Genomic DNA, 19,308 nt, shown 5'->3' with positions numbered 1-19,308 from the left:
ATACCCTGCCGCCACCCACCAAACCAAGAAAATGCAGATCGCGCAGCGATCTGGTATTTCCTTGGTTTGGTGGTCATAGCGCGAGCAAAACACCCGGTCCCATTCCGAACCCGGCCGTTAAGTGCCGTAGCGCCGATGGTACTGCGTCTTAAGACGTGGGAGAGTAGGTCACCGCCAAACCTAGTAAATACCAAATTATTATCTCTATCACGATCAAAACACCGATCAGGACACAAAACTCCCGCGGGATGGAGCAGCCCGGTAGCTCGTCAGGCTCATAACCTGAAGGTCGTAGGTTCAAATCCTACTCCCGCAACCAAGTCTAGCGAACAACCGTTCGAAACCAAGCCCCCCCCCAAAGGCGGGCTTTGCTTTTGTAAGCAGCTCCAACAGCTTTCCAAACACATCCAAGTCAGGATGCTGGTGGTTACCGTCCCAGGTGACGACGCTGACGCAAGGGCATTGGCCTCACGCGCCGGCGACAAAGGTTATCACGTGTCCAACCGCACGATTGCGGCATTTAACCCTTTTGAAATGCAGTATAGCATCCGCTTCAGCGGTGAAGGTCTGAACGGCTTTGCCGCGGCGCATATGACATGAAAGGGGGGGGCATGACACAGCGGACCGGCGGGCAAATCCTTGTGGATCAACTGAAAATTCAAGGGGTTAAGACGGTCTCTTGCGTGCCCGGGGAAAGCTATCTTGCGGTGCTGGATGCGCTTTATGATAGCGGGATCGACGTCACCATTTGCCGCCAGGAAGGCGGCGCGGCGATCATGGCCGAGGCGCAGGGCAAGCTGACGGGACGGCCCGGTGTGTGTTTTGTCACGCGCGGTCCGGGGGCCACAAATGCCAGCGCCGGGGTGCATATCGCCAAGCAAGACTCGACCCCCATGATCCTCTTCGTCGGGCAGATTGCGCGGTGGATGCGCGGGCGTGAGGCCTTCCAAGAGGTTGATTACAAACAGACCTTTGGGGATTTGGCAAAATGGGCGGTCGAGATTGACGACCCCGCGCGCCTGTCTGAAATCGTCAGCCGCGCCTTCCATGTGGCGATGAACGGGCGGCCCGGACCGGTGGTTGTGGCCTTGCCCGAGGATATGTTAACCGAAGCCAGCGAAACGCAGGACGCCGCCGCCGCACAGGTCTTTGCGCCTGTGCCGTCGCAGCCCGATATGGCGCGCGCGCTGGAGATGTTAACCGACGCGCAGCGGCCGTTAGTCATTGCGGGCGGGTCTCGGTGGACAGCGCAAGCGGTTGACGATCTGGTCGCTCTCTGTGAAACCATGAGCCTTCCGGTCGCGGTCTCTTTCCGCCGTCAAAGCTATTTCCCCAGCGATCACCCGAACTTTGTCGGCGATCTTGGCGTGGGGGGCGATCCGGCTTTGGTGGCCTATGCGACATCCGCCGATGTGGTGCTGATGTTGGGCGGACGGTTTTCCGAAATGCCGTCCCAAGGCTATACGGCCATGGATATTCCCGTTCCGCAACAACAGCTTATCCATGTGCACCCGGATACCTCCGAGCTGGGGCGCGTGTATCAGCCGACCCTCGGTATCGCCTGCGCCGTACCGGAATTCCTGGCGTCCGCGCGTGCCCAAGCCCCTAAAACGGTGCCCAGGGCCGAGCTGATCGCCTCCTTGCGCGCGGCGCTGGACAAACGCCGTACCATCCCGGCGCAGCCCGTGGGCGATCTGGCGCTTGGCGAGGTGATGGCCTTTTTGAACGATGCGCTGCCGGACGATACGGTGATCTGCAACGGGGCGGGGAACTACGCGACCTGGGTCCACCGCTTTTACCAATTTACCAAGTTTGGAACGCAGGCCGCGCCGACCTCTGGCTCCATGGGGTATGGCGTGCCCGCAGCCGTGGGCGCGGCGCGGCTGGGGCGGCGGGCGGTGGCCTTTGCCGGGGATGGCTGTTTTCTGATGCACGGGCAGGAATTCGCGACCGCCGTGCAATACGATCTGCCCATCTTGGTGATCGTCATCGACAACGGCATGTACGGCACGATCCGGATGCACCAAGAACGCGAATATCCCGGTCGCGTTTCCGGTACGCAATTGAAAAACCCCGACTTTGCCGCCTATGCGCGCGCTTTTGGCGGACACGGCGAGCGGGTCGAAAAGACCGCCGATTTTGCGCCTGCCTATGACCGCGCCATGGCCAGCGGCAAGCCCGCGATCATTCATTGCCTCATCGATCCCGAAAGCCTGACCGTCGACCGCACCCTTAGCCAAATCCGCGCCGCCGCGCAGGGCTAGGTTGACTTCACCCCAGCGACTTAACACGTTAAGCGTCGCGGCATCAGGGAAGGGAGCAGCGCATGGACTGGGACGAATTTTCCAAGTGGGGCAAGCAGATTGCCGATTGGGGGGCTGACTACCACAAGACCCTGCGCGACCGCCCCGTGCGCGCGCAGACCAAGCCCGGCGAGATCGCAGCGCAACTGCCTGAAGCGCCGCCCGAAGCGCCAGAGGCGATGGACGCCATCATGGCCGATTTCGAGCGCGTGGTGATGCCGGGCCTGACCCACTGGCAGCACCCGCGTTTCTTTGCCTATTTCCCGGCGAATGCCGCGCCGCCGTCGATGCTGGCAGAGATGCTGGTCACGGTTCTCGCGCCGCAGTGCATGTTGTGGCAGACCTCGCCCGCGGCCACCGAAATGGAACAGCGGATGCTGGACTGGCTGCGCCAAGCCATTGGTCTGCCAGCAGATTTCTCTGGCGTGATCCAGGACAGCGCGTCTTCGGCGACCTTGGCAGCGGTGCTGGTGATGCGCGAGCGCGCGTTGGACTGGCAGGGCAATACACGTGGGCTGGCGGGGGGCGCGGCCCCTCGGGTCTATTGCTCGGGGCAGGTGCACACGTCGATTGATCGCGCCATCTGGGTGTCGGGGATCGGGCAGGAAAACCTCGTAAAAATCGCCAGTCTCGATGCGCCGCGCCGTCCCTTGGACGTTGACGCTCTGCGCGCCCAGATAATGGCCGACCGTGCGGCGGGTCACATCCCGGCCGGGATCATCGGCGCGACCGGGGGCACCTCGATTGGCGGCTGCGATGACATTGCCGCGCTGGCCGAAGTGGCCGCCGAAGAGGGGCTGTACCTGCATGTGGACGCGGCATGGGCCGGGGCGGCGATGATCTGTCCCGAGTATCGCGACCTTTGGGCGGGGGTCGAGCGCGCCGACAGCGTGGTGTTCAATCCGCACAAGTGGCTGGGCGCGCAGTTTGACTGTTCGGCGCACTTCATCCGCGATCCCGACGCCTTGCGCCAGACGCTGGCGATCCGGCCTGAGTATCTCAAAACCCACGCACAACAAGAGGTTACGGACTTTTCCGAATGGTCTGTTCCGCTGGGCCGCCGGTTTCGCGCGCTCAAGCTGTGGTTCTTGATCCGGGCCTATGGGCTGGACGGTCTGCGCGCGATGATCCGCAATCACGTGGCTTGGTCCGGTCAAGTCTGCGAGGGGCTGCGCGCTGCCGGGTTCGAGATCGTCTCAGAGCCGGTGTTGTCGCTGTTTTCCTTTCGTACGTCAGGCGATGACGCGCGCAATCTGGCGCTTGTCGAGGCGATCAACGCCGATGGGCGCATTTACCTGACGCAAACTTTGGTTGACGGGCGCACTGCCATTCGTTTTCAGGCCGGCGCCTTTGGCATGACAGAGGCCGACGCCGCCATCGCGCTGGACGTCATTCAAGAGATCAACAGGAGCCTGCCATGAGCGCCAAATTCATCAGTTTTACTGCCCAGGGGCGCAGCTCTTATGGGATGTGGCGCGACGACGGTGTGGTCGATCTGGCCGCCGAGTTTCCGCATTGGCCGGACCTCGGCGCGGTGGTCGCGTCGGGCGGGCTCAAGGACTTGGCCAAGGCCGCCGTGGGGCGCGAGGCCAGCCATCCGCACGACGCCGTGCGCCTTGATATCCCCTTGCCGCGCCCCGAAAAAATCATCTGCGTTGGCGTCAACTTTCCCGATCGCAACGCCGAATACAAAGACGGTCAGGCGCAACCGACCAAGCCGTCGCTGTTTATCCGCTTTGCGCGCTCTTTCGTGGGGCATGAGGCCAATCTGGTGCGGCCACCCGAGAGCGAACAGCTTGATTACGAAGGCGAAATCACCATCGTCATCGGCAAGGAGGGGCGCCGCATCGCGCCCGAGGAGGCCTTTGGCCACATCGCCGCGCTGACCCTGTGCAACGAAGGCACGATCCGCGATTGGGTCCGCCACGCCAAGTTCAACGTCACCCAAGGCAAGAATTGGGATCGCTCTGGCAGCATGGGGCCGTGGCTGGTGCCCTTTACCAATGCCGCGCAGCTCGACCGGATCACCCTGACGACGCGGGTCAATGGCGAAGTGCGTCAGCAGGACAACACCGCCAATATGATGTTCGATTTCCGGTTCATCATTTCTTATGTTTCGACCTTTACGACTCTGGTGCCCGGCGATGTGATCGTTTGCGGCACGCCTACAGGGGCCGGGGCGCGGTTCGACCCGCCGATCTGGCTGCAACCGGGCGATGTGATTGAGGTCGAGGCGGACGGCATCGGCGTGCTGCGCAATGGAGTAGAGGACGAGGTGTGACGCCAGACAACATACACCAAGCGGCCCGCGACTTGGTGGAGGCGGAAAGGGCAGGCCAGCAGATCGGGCCGCTCTCCTTGGCCTATCCGCAGATGGACAGGGCGGATGCCTACGCCATTCAGGCGGCAGTGACGACGGCCAAGCTGGTGGACAGGCGCAGGATCTTGGGGTGGCAGATCGGTTTGATGCCGGGCAGGGGCCAAAGCGCGCTTGGGGGCGATACGCCAAGCCGCGGGGTCTTGTTTGACGACATGCTGTTCGAGACAGGGGGCGTGGTGCCGGAGGGGCGTGTCGGGAGCCCCTGTGTGACGGCGGAAATCGCCTTTGTGATGAAAGCGCCGCTGAAAGCGACCCCGTCTGGGGGTATCACCCGCGAAGAGGTGGTGGACGCCATCGATTATATCTGCCCAGCCTTGCGCCTCCTGGACCCACGGATCAGACAGACAGATCCGGAGACAGGCCAGCGCCGCACCCCTTGCGACATCATAGCGGACAATGCAGGCACCGCCGGGATCGTTCTGGGCGAGACCCACCGCAGCCCCCGCCTGATCGACCTGCGCTGGGTCGGGGCCATTGTGGCGCGCGACGGCGAGGTCGAGGAAACCGGCCTTGGGGCCTCGGTGCTCAATGACCCTGTGGCGGGCATGGTCTGGCTCGCCGAGCGCATGGCGCAAAACGGCCATAGGATCGACGCGGGGCAGGTGGTGTTGTCTGGCAGCTTGGTCAGGCCAGTAGGCGGCCCACGTGGGTCGATCATTGAGGCTGACTTTGGCGCGCTTGGCGACGTCGCGATCACATTCGCCTGACGCGCGGCCAAATTCCTTGAAAAAGGAATTTGCAAAAGTTTTTGAAAACTTTTGCGCGCCCCTCACCAGCCGCTTTCAATCCTCAAGGTCTGCCGCAAGTCCCCTGTTGCCCGGTCAAAGATCAAGATCTCGTCCTCAGCCGTCACCACCGCGTACCAGTCGTTGCCTTGCGTATAGGCCGTTGCCTCTGTCCCGTCCGGCAGGGTGATCACCTCTGGCAAGGGCGCGCGTGCATTGCTATAGCTCATCCAAATCAAGCCGAGGATCAAGGTGATCCCCGCGATCATCACACCGGTCAGCACCGTCACCAGCACGCGCAAAAAGCGCAAGGAGGCGGGTTCTGGCAGCTCTTCGGGCTCGGGAGACGACATGACAATCCTAACTGTGGTCATTGCGGCCGATCCGCCGCCGCGCCTTGATAAGGCGCTTGCACGCGATGTTCCAGAGGGCGCGTCCCTGTCGCGCACCCGTCTGGCCAAGCTGATCGCCGAAGGGGCGGTTGCGGTCAACGGCGTGGAAACGCGCGACCCCAAGGCCAAGATTGCCGAGGGTGACAAGATCACCGTCGCGGTCCCCGAAGCGGTGGATTACGACGTGCTGCCGCAGGACATCCCGCTGGACATCGTCTACGAGGATGACGACCTGATCGTGGTGAACAAACCCGCCGGGATGGTCGTGCACCCTGCGCCGGGATCGCCCTCGGGCACGCTTGTGAACGCGTTGCTGCACCATTTCGGCGGCAACCTGTCGGGCATCGGCGGCGAAAAGCGCCCCGGCATCGTGCACCGCATCGACAAGGACACCTCTGGCCTATTGGTCGTGGCAAAATCCGACCGCGCGCACCACGGTCTTGCCAAACAGTTCGAAAAGCACACCGCCCGCCGGGCCTATCTGGCGGTGGTGCACGGTGTCCTCGACAAGGCGGACCCGCGCCTGATGGGGACCAAGGGCGTCTCGGCCGGTGTTCAGGGTGAGGTCACCATCACCTCGGGCCTGGGGCGGCACAAGACCGATCGGCAACGTCAGGCGGTCTACTTCGAAGGGCAGGGGCGGCACGCCATCACCCACGCCCGCGTGCTCGAGACCTTTGGCACGCCGCCGACGCTGTCCTTGGTGGAATGCCGTTTGGAAACCGGGCGCACCCACCAGATCCGCGTGCACATGGCCCACGCCGGTCACGCGCTGGTGGGCGATCCGGTCTATGGCGGGCGGCGCAAGGTGTCGGCCAAGGCCCTCAGCGACGCAGGGTTGGCGGCGGTGCAAGCCTTTGACCGCCAAGCGCTGCACGCCGCCGAACTAGGCTTTGTCCACCCCGGCACCGAGGAAGGCATGCTGTTCGAAGCGCCTCTGCCCGCCGATATGGCCGAGCTGATCGCCGCCTTGCAGGGGTAAGAGGGGGCGACGCCCCCTAAACCTGCCGCTCAGAGCAAAAAGTCGCTCTCTTCCAGCCCGGTAAAGCCGGACAGCAGGAACTCCATATCCGCGACCCCGTCCGCGGTGACGTCGATCTGCACACGGGACGAGCCAGCCGCCTCGACAACGCGGATTTCATTCGCGCTGCCGGTAAAGGCCGACGTTCCCACAAACGACAGCACCCCGCCGACCACGTTCACTACGTCGATCACATCTGCGCCTTGCTCGAAGTCGTAGATCACATCGCGCTGCGCGCCCACGGCACTGTCGGCGGCATTGGTGAACACGATGGTATCAAGCCCAGAGCCGGTGTAGATCACGTCCCGGCCTGCGCCACCGTCGATCTCGTCGTTGCCGTCCTCGCCATACAGGCGGTCGGCGTCGTCGTTGCCGTTCAGCGTGTCGTCGCCCACACCGCCGTAGAAGGTGTCGTTGCCGATGCCGCCGTTCATCTCGTCGTTGCCATAGCCGCCGCGGCCAAAGTCAGCGCCGCCCCCGCCAGTCATCAGGTCGTCGCCGTTGCCGCCAAAGATAAAGTCGTCGCCGGTGCCGCCATCGACCACGTCATCGCCGTTGTCGCCGAACACCCGGTCCGCGCCGTCGCCGCCCGCCAGAATGTCGTTGCCGCCGCCGCCCAGCACGCGGTCGTTATCATTACCGCCGTCCAGACGGTCACCCAGCTCGCCGCCGCTGAGGGTGTCGGCACCAGCGTCGCCATAGACCGTGCCCGCCACAAGCCCGTCGCCCAGCCCGCGATAGGTGTCATTCTGGTTGTCAAACGTGATGTCGCCCGCGAAATACCCGGTGTTGGTCACGGTGGCCACCGAGGAGTAATAGACGTCCATGTCGCCCCCCACGAAGCCCGAGTTGTTGAGCCGCACGATATCCGCGTACAGCAACAGCGACTCGTTCGCGGTGTTGAACCCGATGGTGCCCGAATTGGTGAAGTTCACCTCATCCGTGTCGTAGTGCACATAGACGCGGCCATCCAGCAGCCCGCTGTTGTCCACATAAGCGCGGACCGTGTCGTAAATGCGCAGCGACCGCCCGTCGGACAGCACCTCGCCCGAGTTGCTGAACCGCACCAAATCCGCGTCGTCGAAAAACACGGTCGACACCCCGCTTGCGGTGTTGGTTTGCAGCGCCGCGAGGGTCCCGCTGTTGCTGACGTAAAGATCAGAGGTTGCGGTGTCGAAGCCCTTGAGCCAGATGGCGTTGGTATAGGTGTCGCCGTGGCCGCCAATATAGCCTGTGTTGATCACCTCGGCCGCTTTGGCTTTGACGAAAACGCCCGAGTCCATGGACTGGATCGTGCCTTGGTTCATCAATTGGAACAGCGCCACGTCGGTCTGCAAAGAGACGGTGTCCCCCGTGCTCCAGAGGGTCGCGTTCACCCCGGTCGAGATAAAGATGTCGCCTTCGATGGTGGACCCACTGTCGTTGATTGCTGCGCCCCGGGCAAAGATGTCGCCTTCGATCCGCACATCCGCGCTGCCCTGAAGGTTCATGCCGGAGGTGGTTGTGACGATCGATCCGGGCTGTTGCAAAACGTACATGTCGGTGTCGGCAACGACGACTTGGGAGGTAAGGTCAGCGCCTGTGACGGTAAAAGCCATGGGGAAAGTCCTTGGTTTGAGAGTGTCTAAGCTTGGAAATGCCCAAACGGTAACGCGAAGGCAGGCGTGCTCAAAGGGCTTTGTGGCAAAGGGCGGGAATACCCGACCTCGCGTGTTACAAGATGTCCCATGTGCGTGAGCGCACCGCGTCCCCCCTCGTCAAATCTGCCGTTTCCTCTAGGTTAGGTGCTGAAACGGAAACTGAACCGAACAGTCTTGTAATCGTGCGGCAGCGTTCCCATATCGTTGATGTTAAGCCGCATAACATGAGAAAGGCACAGGGACATGAGCAACGTAAGCACCTATGCAAACCTGCCGGCACCCTCGCCGGAGGCTGGCCTCAGCCGGTACTTGCAGGAAATCCGCAAGTTCCCCCTGCTGGAGCCCGAAGAAGAATACATGCTGGCCAAGCGCTGGGTCGAAAACGAAGACACCGAAGCGGCGCATAAGATGGTCACCAGCCACCTGCGTTTGGCCGCCAAGATCGCCATGGGCTATCGTGGCTATGGTCTGCCGCAGGCCGAAGTCATCTCCGAGGCGAACGTCGGCCTGATGCAGGCGGTCAAACGCTTTGACCCGGAAAAGGGGTTCCGTCTGGCGACCTACGCCATGTGGTGGATCCGCGCCTCGATCCAGGAATACATCCTGCGGTCGTGGTCCCTAGTCAAGATGGGCACCACCAGCGGGCAAAAGAAGCTGTTCTTTAACCTGCGCAAGGCCAAAAGCCGCATTGGCGCGCTGGAAGACGGTGATTTGCGCCCGGAACACGTGGAAAAGATCGCCAACGATCTGGGCGTGACCGAGGCCGAGGTGATCTCGATGAACCGCCGTCTGTCGGGCGGGGATGCGTCGCTGAACGCCACCGTCGGCTCCGAGGGCGAAGGTACCATGCAGTGGCAGGACTGGCTCGAGGACGAAGACGCCGATCAGGCCGGGGATTACGCCGAACGTGACGAGCTCGAGGCGCGCCGCGCCCTGCTGGCCGATGCCATGGACGTGCTGAACGACCGCGAGAAGGACATCCTGACCCAGCGCCGTCTGGCCGAAAAGGCCGTCACGCTGGAAGAGTTGTCCAGCCAATACGACGTCTCGCGCGAGCGTATCCGCCAGATCGAGGTCCGCGCCTTTGAAAAGCTGCAAGCGCGGATGCGCGAGCTGGCCAAAGAGCAAGGGATGCTGACCAGCGCGTAACGCGTAACGCACGGAAAACCGGCGCCCAAGACTTCCCTCAATTGTTCAAAGGCACCGCGTTGCCCCCGTCCTGACTGTCAGGGCGGGGGTTTTTCGTGCCTTGCGGTGCGGGCTGTTAGCGCTAAGGTCCCCCGCATACACAGAGGAGAGAACCATGGCAGATCACGTCCGTTGGGGCATTCTTGGCGCGGCCAAATTCGCGCGCGAACACATGGGGCCGGCGATCCACGCCGCGCGCCGGGGCGCTTTGACCGCCTTGGCGACTTCATCTGCAGATAAGGCCGGTGGGTTCGCCGCCTTTGCGCCGGGGCTGAAGGTGCACGATAGCTATGAGGCGCTCTTGGCCGACCCAGAGATTGACGCGGTCTACGTCCCGCTGCCCAACCACCTGCACGTCGAGTGGGCCGTCAAAGCCCTGGAGGCGGGCAAACACGTCTTGGTGGAAAAGCCTCTGGCGATGACGGCGGAGGATTTCGCCCCGGTGATCGCGGCGCGCGAGGCGTCCGGCAAGCTGGCCGCCGAAGCCTATATGATCGTTCACCACCCGCAGTGGAAAAAGGCCAAGGCGCTGGTGGGCAGCGGCGCAATCGGCAAGTTGATACGTGTGTCTGCGGCCTTTTCCTATGACAACCGCAGCGACGGCGGCAACATCCGCAACCGCCCCGACACCGGCGGCGGCGCGATCCCCGACATCGGCGTCTACATCTACGGCGCGACCCGGTTCGTGACCGGCGAAGAGCCGCAGGACATCCTCTCGACCCAGATCGAACGGGAAAACGGCGTCGACGTCTGGTCGCACATCACCGCGCGCTTTCCGTCATTCCACTACACCGGCGTTGTGTCCATGCGCATGGCACCGTGGCAAGAGGTGGTGTTCCACGGCGAAGGCGGCGTGTTGCGCCTGACCGCGCCCTTCAACGCGGGCGTTTACGGCGAGGCTTCGGTCGAGCTGCAAACCGCCGACTTGCAGGTGACGCGCTGGCGCTTTCCCGGCGACAATCACTACGTCCATCAGGTCGAAGCCTTCAACGCCTCGGTGCTGGACGGCGCGGCGTATCCGTGCCCGCTGGAGTTCAGCCGCGGCACCCAAGAGATGATCGACATGGTGTGGGCCAAGGACGCTGCGCGCTAAAACAGAAGGGGGCCGAGGCCCCCTTTTTCACAGGTCCTGAATGGTGATGACCACCTTGCCGGTGGACTTGCGCGTGCGCAGCAGCTCCATCCCTTCGGCCACCTGATCCAGCGGCAACGCGTGGCTGACGTGGGGGTGCAGACGGTCCTGCGCGTGCCAGTCCAGCAGCTGTGCCAGCGAGCCGGTCAGCACCTGCGGTTTGAAGGTCAGATAGCCGCCCCAATACAGGCCCAGAACGGAAATATTCTTGACAAGCAAATGGTTAGCCTTGATCTGCGGCACGTCACCAGAGGCGAAGCCAATGGTCAGGATACGCGCCTCGGGCTTGCACGAGCGGAATGCGGCGGTGAATTGATCGCCGCCCACGGGGTCATAGACCACGTCCGCGCCGCCAAGCGCCTTCATCTCTTCGCGAATGTCCTGGGTCTTGGCGTCGATCAGGTGATCGGCCCCGGCGGCCTTGGCGGCCTCCAGCTTGTCGGCGCCACGCGCACAGGCCACAACCGTCGCGCCCATCAGCTTGCCAATTTCCACCGCCGTCAGGCCCACACCGCCCGCCGCGCCCAGCACCAAGAGCGTCTCGCCCGGCTGCAACCGCGCCCGGTGATCCAGCGCCAGATGCGAGGTGCCGTAAGCGATCTGAAAGGCGGCGGCATCGGTCCAGGACATGCCATCCGGCAGCTTGACCGCGCGCTCGGCGGGGAAACAGCCGTACTCGGCCAGACCGCCCTGACCGCCATAAACCGCCACCCGATCACCGGGGGCAAAATCGCTGACGCCATCGCCCACCGCATCGACGACACCCGCCACCTCTAGCCCCATGACAAAGGGCAGGGCGGGCGTGTCCTGATAGGTGCCTTTCAGCATCAGCAGATCTGCAAAGTTCAAACCGCAGGCGGCAATCCGCACCCGCAGCTCGCCGGGGGCGGGGTCGGGGATCGGCAGATCGGCAAAGGCGGGAAGAGAATCGTGTGACGTCAGCTGATAGGCGCGCATGGCAAACTCCGATAATTTTAAGCTTAATAGCGCAAAGTTTTTGTGACGCCCATCCAGAGTTGCCGCGACGTCATTTCTTAACGCATGTATAATACCGCAGTTATTTCAACTTTGTGTTGTTTTGCTGGACTATTTACCATCTTTGAGGTCTGGAATTTCTTGATTTGCATCTATATCTTGTAGTAGAAAATCAGAATATGACACGTCCAAGGTGAAGCGAGCAGACGTCGCTCTATCCACATGACGCGGCCCTTAAAGAATAGGAAGACTTAGATGGCGCATCCCGTTGATGTTCACGTCGGTAAACGCATTCGCCACCGCCGTTGGCTGGTCGGCATGACTCAGCAGCAGCTGGCGGAACGCGTTGGTATCAAGTTCCAGCAGATCCAGAAATACGAAACCGGTGCCAACCGTGTCAGCGCCTCCCGTCTTTGGGACATTGCCGACGCGCTTGACGTGCCGGTCAGCTTCTTCTTCGAAGGCATCGAAGCAGAAAACGGCGAAGCCGCAGAGGCCGCAGAAAGCGTCCCCGCCGACATCCTCGGCGACAAAGAAGCGCTCGATCTGGTGCGCTCTTACTACGCAATTCCGGAAAACCAGCGCCGCCGCCTGTTCGAACTGGCCCGCGTGCTGTCCGACGTGGCTTGAGCCGCGCGTGATCCTGCGATAGCCCCTCTGTAGCAACGCTTCGGAGGGGACATGGCACAGATTTCACAAGATTTGGCAGAAGAGCTTATCTCGACCGCACATGCCATGGCAGACGCGGCGGGGCAGGCGATTCTGCCTTTCTTTCGTTCCAAGGGGCTGTCGGCGGACAACAAGCTGTCTGAAGACTTCGATCCCGTGACCATCGCCGACCGCAACGCCGAACAGGCCATGCGCGAGGTGCTGGCGCAGCGCCGCCCCGATGATGCGATTTTGGGCGAGGAATACGGCGCGCAAGGCGGCACCAGCGGGCTGACCTGGGTGCTGGACCCGATCGACGGCACGCGTGGTTTCCTGTCCGGCACGCCGACCTGGGGCACGCTGATCGCGGTGGGCGATGACGACGGCCCGGCGCTGGGCGTGGTTGACCAAGCCTACACGGGCGAGCGATTTATCGGCGGTCTCGGCACCGCGGAATGGACCGGCCCCCATGGCGGCGGAGCCTTGCACGTGCGCGACACGCGGGCGCTGTCCGACGCGATCCTTTTCACCACTTTCCCCGAGGTCGGCACCCCCGATGAACGCGCCGCCTTTGACCGTGTTGCCGCGCGGGCCAAGCTGGTGCGCTACGGGATGGACTGCTATGCCTACGTGCTGCTGGCGACGGGGCAGATTGACCTTGTGATCGAGGCGGGCCTGCAAGCCTATGATATCCAAGGCCCTTTGGCTGTGATCGAGGCCGCAGGCGGCATCGTCACCAACTGGCAGGGCGGCCCCGCGCACAATGGCGGTCAGGTCATCGCGGCCGCCAATTCGGATATCCATGCCGCCGCCATGGCGCTATTGTCCGACCAACCCCAAGGGTAAGTCATGACCGAAACGCTGATCCGCAACGCCCATACGATCCTCACGATGGACGACGGCGGCGCCGAGCTGACGGGCGCGGACATCCTGCTGCGGGACGGGGTGATCGCGCAGATCGGCACCGGGCTGCACACGACGGGCGAGGTGATCGACGCCGCCACTTGCGTAGTCACTCCGGGCCTCGTGAACACGCATCACCACCTGTACCAGACCCTGACCCGCGCGGTCCCCGGCGGGCAGGACGCGCTGCTGTTCGGCTGGCTGCAAACGCTCTACCCGATCTGGGCGCGCTTTGGCCCCGACGAGATGTTCACTTCGGCGCAGATCGGCCTTGCGGAACTGGCCCTGTCTGGCTGCACCCTGTCTTCGGACCACCTGTATCTGTACCCGAACGGCGCGCGGCTCGAGGATACGATTCACGCCGCCGCCGAGGTTGGTCTGCGGTTTCACCCCACGCGCGGCGCCATGAGCATCGGTGAAAGCGACGGCGGTCTGCCGCCCGATGCGCTGGTCGAACGCGAAAGCGCGATCCTAGAGGATTGCATTCGCGTCATCGACGCTTTCCACGATCCGTCCGAAGGGTCGATGGTCCGCGTTGGCGTCGCGCCCTGTTCGCCCTTTTCCGTGAGCCGTGAGCTGATGCGCGACGCGGCGCTTTTGGCCCGCGACAAGGGCGTCATGCTGCACACCCACCTTGCTGAAAACGACGAAGACATCGCCTATTCTGAGGCGCAATTCGGCTGCCGCCCCGGTCAATACGCCGAGGAACTGGGCTGGACCGGCGATGATGTCTGGCATGCGCATTGCGTGAAACTCGACGGGCAAGAGATTGATCTCTTTGCGAAATCCAAGACCGGTGTCGCCCATTGCCCCTGTTCGAACTGCCGCCTTGGGTCGGGGATTGCCCCGGTGCGCGCCATGCGAGATGCGGGCGTTCCGGTGGGCCTTGGGGTCGATGGCTCTGCCTCGAACGACGCCGGCAGCCTGATCGGCGAGGCGCGCCAGACCATGCTGTTGCAGCGCGTCAGCCTTGGGGCCGATGCCATGAGCGCGCGTGAGGCGCTGCGCATTGCCACCCGTGGCGGGGCCGAAGTTCTGGGCCGTCACGATTGTGGCCAGATCGCCGTGGGCAAGCGCGCCGACATCGCCCTGTGGGACATTTCCGGCATCGAAAGCGCGGGCAGCTGGGACGTCGCGGCGCTGCTGCTGGCGGGGCCGACGCGCGTGCGTCATTTGCTGATCGAAGGGCGGCAAATCGTGCGCGACGGCCAGATCGTTAGCTTTGATCTAACGGCAGCGATTGCCAAACAGACCCGTTTGGCGCAACGTTTGATTGAACGGGTTTAATCGGTTGAGGGTTAAGATGCGTATAATGCTGGTGGCACTGGGGGTAATGGCGCTGGGCGCTGCGGCGCAGGCACAGCAGGTGGCGCAGATGCTGAATGGCGTGCGCGCCGAAGAGGGGCTTGGCCCCGTTCAGGCCTCCCCCATGCTAGAGGCGGCCGCCATGGCACACGCCTTGGACATGTCCGAGAACGGCTTTTTCGATCACCGAGGCTCTGACGGATCGGACGTGATGGCGCGCGCCAAAACCGCTGGCTACGGCCCCTGCGTGATCGCCGAGAACATCGCTCAAGGCCAGACCGATCTGCGCCAAGTCCTTGGGGATTGGGTGAATTCCCCCGGCCACCGGGCCAATATCCTGTTGGACAGCATCACCGATTACGGTCTCGTCCGGGCCGAAGGCGACATCTGGGTTTTGGTGTTGGGGCAGGGCGGCTGCTAGGCTTTGGCCGCGCGCCCCGCCACATAGGTCTGCACGATGGCGCGGTCGTCGCCCATCATGATCGTCGGAAAGAGCGCTTCCCAAATGTCCGCCGCGCGGGCGCTGCGCTGGGCAATCGCCGGTGTTGAGCAGAGGTCCACAATCGTTAAATCTGCTTCGAACCCCGCCGCCAACTGCCCAATGCGGTCGTCTACCCGCAACGCACGGGCCGAGCCAACCGTTGCCAGCCAGATCAGCTCTGACGGGTGCAAAGGCCGCCCCCGCAGCTGCCCGATTTCATAGCTCGCCGCCATGGTCCGCAGCATCGAAAAGGACGAGCCGCCGCCGGTATCGGTGGCCAAGCCAACGCGATGGCCTGCGCGTGTCAGGCCGTCCATGTCGAACAGCCCAGAGCCGATAAAGGTGTTCGACGTGGGGCAGTGGATCAGCGCCGCGTCCACCTCGCGCAGGCGATCACGCTCGCGCGGTTCCAGATGGATCGCGTGCCCATAAAGGCCATTTGCCCCCAGCAAACCATGCGCCTCGTAGGTGTCCAGATAGTCGCGCGCCTGCGGGAAAAGCCCTTTGACCCAAGCGATTTCGTCCGTCTGTTCAGACAGATGCGTCTGCATCAGGCAGTCTGGATGTTCGGCCCACAACGCCCCCAAAGCGCTCAGCTGTTCAGGCGTTGAGGTCGGCGAAAACCGCGGTGTGATCACATAGGACGCGCGCCCGCGCCCGTGCCAGCGTTGCAGCAGCGCAAGGCTGTCGTCATAGGCCGACTGGGGCGTGTCGCGCAGACCCTCGGGGGCGTTGCGATCCATGCAGGTCTTGCCGGCGAACACCCGCATCCCGCGCGCCTCGGCGGCTTTGAAAAACGCATCGACCGAGGCGGGGTGAATGGTGCAATAGCTGCACACGCTCGTGGTGCCATTGGCCAGCAAAAGATCCAGGTAACGCCCTGCAATATCAGAGGCATAGGCCGGATCGGCAAAGCGCATTTCCTCGGGGAAGGTATAGCTGTTCAGCCAGTCGATCAGCCGCTTGCCCCAACTGGCGATCATCGCGGTCTGGGGGTAGTGGGTGTGCGCGTCGACAAAACCGGGCAGGATCAGATGTGTGCCGTGATCCTCGATTTTCGCGCCCGGATGGGCGGCGCGCAGCGCCTCTGCCTCATCCACCGCGATGATCCGCCCGGCATCGACCAGCACCGCACCTCGCGCGCGATGGCGCGCCGCATCCGGCCCCGTTTCGAACGGATTGGAGGTAAATTCCAACGTCTGGCCAAGGTGCAGGGTCTGGGTCATGGGGGCTCCTTTTGCCTGCGACCCTAGGGACAGAATTTGGAAAGGTAAATCGCTCTGCCCCCCTGTTTCTCGGGCACGGCTTGGCCTAGGTTGACCGCGAACAGGCCGGACATATCACGGGGGCAGCGCATGGCGGACGACATTCAAGAACTCGCAGCCGACGCCGAGCGCGAGGACAGCTATACGCTGGACCGCAAAGCGCTGGCGCAGATCATGTTCGCGGTCGACACCGAGGACCGCGAGGGGCTGATCGCCCTGATGGACCCGCTGCACCAGGCCGACATCGCCGACCTTTTGGAGCAGATCAACGCCTTTGACCGGATGCGGCTGATCAAGCTGTACGACAAGGAATTCGACGGCGAGATCCTGTCCGAACTCGACGAGACGATCCGCGAAGAGGTCATCGGCATTCTGCACCCCGAGGTTCTGGCCGACGCGGTGCGCGAGCTGGATTCGGACGATGTGGTCGACCTGCTCGAAGATCTTGACGACCCGCAAAAAGAGGCGATCCTCGAGGTTCTCGAAGACAGCGACCGGGCCGCCGTTCAGCAATCGCTGACCTATCCGGAATTCTCGGCGGGCCGCCTGATGCAGCGCGAAGTCGTCATGGCGCCGGAGTATTGGAACGTCGGCGAAGCCATTGATTACCTTCGCAATACCGACCATCTGCCCGAGCAGTTTTACCACATTGTGCTGGTCGATCCGAAACTGCGCCCGGTGGGCAATGTGACCTTGGGCAAGCTGATGTCCTCGCGCCGCGAGGTCTTGCTGAAATCCATCGCCGAAGAGACCTTTCACAGCATTCCGGTGACCCGGCCAGAGGCGGATGTGGCCTATGCCTTTAACCAGTATCACCTGATTTCTGCGCCGGTGGTCGATGAAAACGAACGGCTGGTGGGTGTGATCACCATCGACGACGCCATGGCCGTGCTGGATGAGGAAAACGAAGAGGACATTCTGCGCCTCGCCGGTGTGGACGGGGAATCGAGCCTGTCCGACCGCGTCTTTGACACCACCAAACGCCGCTTTCCGTGGCTGGCCGTTAACCTTGTCACCGCCGTGCTGGCGTCCATGGTGATCGCCCAGTTCGAGGCGGCGATCGCGCAGGTCGTCGCCTTGGCGGTCTTGATGCCGATCGTCGCGTCGATGGGCGGAAACGCCGGTACGCAAAGCCTGACGGTGGCGGTGCGCGCCTTGGCGACCAAGGACTTGACCGGCGCGAACATCTGGCGCGTGATCCGCCGCGAAGCCCTTGTAGGCTTGATCAATGGCCTCGCCTTCGCGGTGATCATGGCCATCGTCGGCGTCGTCTGGTTCGGCTCCTTTGCCTTGGGCGGGGTGATCGCCACGGCGATGATCATTAACCTTTTGGTGGCGGGCCTTGCCGGGATCGTCATCCCCGTGGTGCTGGAAAAAGTCGGGGTGGACCCGGCGCTGGCCTCTGGTGCCTTTGTGACAACCGTCACGGATGTCGTTGGATTCTTCGCCTTTTTGGGCCTTGCTGTGGTGGTATTGCTATGACTTTGGAAGACCGCAAAGCCGCCGCCCGTAAGGCGGCCTTTGCCGCGCGCAAACAGGCGTTTGATACGCGCGGTCCCGGCAGCGCGGGCAAGCTGTCGGAAATCCTCGCGGGCCATCGCGGCGTGCCGGTGTCGGGCTACATGCCGATCCGCACGGAAATTAACCCTTTGCCCACCATGGAAGAGGCGTCGGCCTATGGCCCCGTCGGTGTGCCGGTGATCACCGCCGCGGGACAACCGCTGAAATTCGCCCGGTGGGAGCCGGGCTGCGAGATGGTCGAAGGGGCGTTCAAGGCGATGATCCCCGCAAACCCAGAGTTCTTTGAACCCGAGCTGCTGATCGTGCCCTTGGTGGCGTTTTCGCGCGCGGGCGGGCGGCTCGGCTACGGCGGCGGTTTCTACGACCGAACGCTGGAACTGCTGCGCGCGAAACGGCCCACCATGGCCATCGGCTTTGCCTTTGCGGCGCAGGAAATGGACGACCTCCCGCTGGAACCCACGGACCAGCCGCTGGACATGATCATCACCGAAAACGAAGTGATTACACCTGCTTAGACCGGGCAAACCCTAGCTTAGATAGCTGTCCACCGGCTGGCGCGGGGCCGGGGCGGGCAGCCCAATGTGCGGCAGCAGGCTGATTTCCACGGTGCGGCACATGGCGTCCAGCGCCAGCCCGTTCACGGTGGTGCCAAAGGGGTTTTCCAGCTCTTCGGTGACTTCGGCGAGGCCAAAGAACACATAGGCGATCACCGCGACGAACAGCGGCGTCAGCCACCCCGACGCCTCGATCAGGCCCAGCGGCACCAGCAGGCAATAAAGGATCGACGTCCGGTACACGAGCAGCGAATAGACAAAGGGCAGGGGCGTCGTAGCGATCCGTTCACATCCCGCCTGCGCCAGCCCAATCGAGGTTAACCGCTCGTCCAACGCTTTGGCGCCAAATCCGTCCAGCCGCCCGGCCTGACGTTCCTCGCGCAAGAGTTTCGCCATGGCGTTCAGCGCGGCGCAGGGGGGATGCGGAGCCTTGAAATGCGCCTCGTCCGCCCATTGCCGGGCGGCCTCGTCCGGGGGCAGACGGCGCAGGTTCAGCCGGTGCAGATGCAGGAAGCCCAAGGTCAGCCGAACCAGCCTTTCGCGCGCCTCGGGGGCGTCGAGAAACAGCTCGGCCTCGCGCGCCAGCGCGCGGGTGTCCGCGACCAACTGCCCCCACAGCTTGCGCCCCTCCCACCAGCGTTCATAGGCGGCGTTGTTGCGAAACCCTAGGAACAGCGACAGCGCGATCCCGAAAACCGCAAAGGCGCTGCTGCCCGCGTGTTGCAGTGGATAGATATGCGCATCGACCACCACGACCACGATGGACACCGCCATAACCGCCAGAATACGCGGCAAAATATGAGGCAGAACCGATCCGCGCATGGAAAAGAGCAAGGCGAGGGTGCTTTTGCGTTTGCCGACGATCATGGTGGGCC

Annotated in this window: 18 protein-coding genes, 1 tRNA gene and 1 rRNA gene; 15 read left to right on the top strand and 5 right to left on the bottom strand. The window is 63.1% G+C overall.

From position 1 onward, the window contains the following. Nucleotides 1–65 precede the first annotated feature (65 nt). From rrf to B9A11_RS07965, 6 genes are all read left to right on the top strand, one after another. A 5S ribosomal RNA gene (rrf, locus tag B9A11_RS07990) occupies nucleotides 66–180 on the top strand. Between the two features lie 62 nt (nucleotides 181–242). Further along, nucleotides 243–319: transfer RNA gene (locus tag B9A11_RS07985), tRNA-Met, on the top strand. Nucleotides 320–611: 292 nt separating this feature from the next. Continuing rightward, nucleotides 612–2,264 carry a thiamine pyrophosphate-binding protein gene (locus tag B9A11_RS07980; RefSeq protein ID WP_058246439.1) on the top strand — a complete coding sequence of 551 codons (1,653 nt, stop codon included), beginning with the start codon at nucleotides 612–614 and terminating at the stop codon, nucleotides 2,262–2,264. Between the two features lie 62 nt (nucleotides 2,265–2,326). Continuing rightward, the gene (locus B9A11_RS07975) at nucleotides 2,327–3,724 is read left to right on the top strand and encodes a pyridoxal phosphate-dependent decarboxylase family protein (RefSeq protein WP_058246440.1); all 1,398 of its coding nucleotides are present in this window, start codon (nucleotides 2,327–2,329) and stop codon (nucleotides 3,722–3,724) included. Next, nucleotides 3,721–4,584: a fumarylacetoacetate hydrolase family protein gene (locus B9A11_RS07970; protein WP_058246441.1), complete on the top strand. Its 864-nt coding sequence runs from the start codon at nucleotides 3,721–3,723 to the stop codon at nucleotides 4,582–4,584. The genes B9A11_RS07975 and B9A11_RS07970 overlap by 4 nt, the downstream gene beginning before the upstream one ends. Next, entirely contained in the window at nucleotides 4,581–5,390 is an 810-nt protein-coding gene (locus B9A11_RS07965) for an FAA hydrolase family protein (protein ID WP_058246442.1), read from the top strand. Before B9A11_RS07970 ends, B9A11_RS07965 begins: the two co-directional genes overlap by 4 nt. Before the next feature lie 62 nt (nucleotides 5,391–5,452). On the opposite strand, the gene B9A11_RS07960 is transcribed toward B9A11_RS07965, so the two are convergent. Beyond that, entirely contained in the window at nucleotides 5,453–5,782 is a 330-nt protein-coding gene (locus tag B9A11_RS07960) for a DUF6476 family protein (protein WP_234988763.1), read from the bottom strand. Between B9A11_RS07960 and B9A11_RS07955 the strand changes: the two genes are divergently transcribed. Then, on the top strand, nucleotides 5,760–6,782 hold the full coding sequence (locus tag B9A11_RS07955) for an RluA family pseudouridine synthase (protein ID WP_058246444.1): 1,023 nt from the start codon (nucleotides 5,760–5,762) through the stop codon (nucleotides 6,780–6,782). The genes B9A11_RS07960 and B9A11_RS07955 overlap by 23 nt on opposite strands. A 29-nt stretch (nucleotides 6,783–6,811) precedes the next feature. On the opposite strand, the gene B9A11_RS22440 is transcribed toward B9A11_RS07955, so the two are convergent. Continuing rightward, on the bottom strand, nucleotides 6,812–8,419 hold the full coding sequence (locus B9A11_RS22440; protein WP_058246445.1) for a calcium-binding protein: 1,608 nt from the start codon (nucleotides 8,417–8,419) through the stop codon (nucleotides 6,812–6,814). Between the two features lie 285 nt (nucleotides 8,420–8,704). Between B9A11_RS22440 and rpoH the strand changes: the two genes are divergently transcribed. Next, nucleotides 8,705–9,610: an RNA polymerase sigma factor RpoH gene (gene rpoH / locus B9A11_RS07945; RefSeq protein WP_058246446.1), complete on the top strand. Its 906-nt coding sequence runs from the start codon at nucleotides 8,705–8,707 to the stop codon at nucleotides 9,608–9,610. 154 nt (nucleotides 9,611–9,764) lie between these two features. Further along, nucleotides 9,765–10,742, top strand: a complete 978-nt coding sequence (locus B9A11_RS07940; protein WP_058246447.1) for a Gfo/Idh/MocA family protein — start codon at nucleotides 9,765–9,767, stop codon at nucleotides 10,740–10,742. Nucleotides 10,743–10,769: 27 nt separating this feature from the next. On the opposite strand, the gene B9A11_RS07935 is transcribed toward B9A11_RS07940, so the two are convergent. Further along, nucleotides 10,770–11,738, bottom strand: a complete 969-nt coding sequence (locus B9A11_RS07935; protein ID WP_058246448.1) for an NADPH:quinone oxidoreductase family protein — start codon at nucleotides 11,736–11,738, stop codon at nucleotides 10,770–10,772. A gap of 273 nt (nucleotides 11,739–12,011) precedes the next feature. Between B9A11_RS07935 and B9A11_RS07930 the strand changes: the two genes are divergently transcribed. From B9A11_RS07930 to B9A11_RS07915, 4 genes are read left to right on the top strand one after another with little or no spacing between them, the layout of a single operon-like run. Continuing rightward, nucleotides 12,012–12,386 (top strand): helix-turn-helix domain-containing protein, encoded by a 375-nt coding sequence (locus B9A11_RS07930; RefSeq protein WP_058246449.1) that lies wholly within the window; start codon nucleotides 12,012–12,014, stop codon nucleotides 12,384–12,386. 51 nt (nucleotides 12,387–12,437) lie between these two features. Next, the gene (gene hisN / locus B9A11_RS07925) at nucleotides 12,438–13,250 is read left to right on the top strand and encodes a histidinol-phosphatase (RefSeq protein WP_083499763.1); all 813 of its coding nucleotides are present in this window, start codon (nucleotides 12,438–12,440) and stop codon (nucleotides 13,248–13,250) included. Nucleotides 13,251–13,253: 3 nt separating this feature from the next. Further along, nucleotides 13,254–14,594, top strand: coding sequence for an 8-oxoguanine deaminase (locus B9A11_RS07920; protein ID WP_058246451.1), 1,341 nt, complete (start codon nucleotides 13,254–13,256; stop codon nucleotides 14,592–14,594). A gap of 25 nt (nucleotides 14,595–14,619) precedes the next feature. Beyond that, nucleotides 14,620–15,033, top strand: coding sequence for a CAP domain-containing protein (locus B9A11_RS07915; protein WP_234988762.1), 414 nt, complete (start codon nucleotides 14,620–14,622; stop codon nucleotides 15,031–15,033). Here B9A11_RS07915 and guaD read toward each other — a convergent pair. After that, nucleotides 15,030–16,319 carry a guanine deaminase gene (gene guaD, locus B9A11_RS07910; RefSeq protein WP_058246452.1) on the bottom strand — a complete coding sequence of 430 codons (1,290 nt, stop codon included), beginning with the start codon at nucleotides 16,317–16,319 and terminating at the stop codon, nucleotides 15,030–15,032. The two genes, B9A11_RS07915 and guaD, sit on opposite strands and share 4 nt — an antisense overlap. Nucleotides 16,320–16,448: 129 nt before the next feature. On the opposite strand from guaD, the gene mgtE reads away from it, so the two are divergent. Together mgtE and B9A11_RS07900 are read left to right on the top strand one after the other, a co-directional pair. Then, entirely contained in the window at nucleotides 16,449–17,840 is a 1,392-nt protein-coding gene (mgtE, locus tag B9A11_RS07905; protein ID WP_058246453.1) for a magnesium transporter, read from the top strand. Next, a complete protein-coding gene (locus tag B9A11_RS07900; protein WP_058246454.1) occupies nucleotides 17,837–18,394 on the top strand; it encodes a 5-formyltetrahydrofolate cyclo-ligase in 558 nt (185 codons plus the stop codon). Before mgtE ends, B9A11_RS07900 begins: the two co-directional genes overlap by 4 nt. A gap of 12 nt (nucleotides 18,395–18,406) precedes the next feature. On the opposite strand, the gene B9A11_RS07895 is transcribed toward B9A11_RS07900, so the two are convergent. Continuing rightward, the gene (locus tag B9A11_RS07895; protein WP_058246455.1) at nucleotides 18,407–19,300 is read right to left on the bottom strand and encodes a bestrophin family protein; all 894 of its coding nucleotides are present in this window, start codon (nucleotides 19,298–19,300) and stop codon (nucleotides 18,407–18,409) included. Nucleotides 19,301–19,308: the final 8 nt, after the last annotated feature.

Source organism: Tropicibacter naphthalenivorans (assembly GCF_900176475.1).
Taxonomy (GTDB): domain Bacteria; phylum Pseudomonadota; class Alphaproteobacteria; order Rhodobacterales; family Rhodobacteraceae; genus Tropicibacter; species Tropicibacter naphthalenivorans.
Note: the sequence above shows the minus strand (reverse complement) of the source record. Positions and strands in the feature narration are given on the sequence as shown.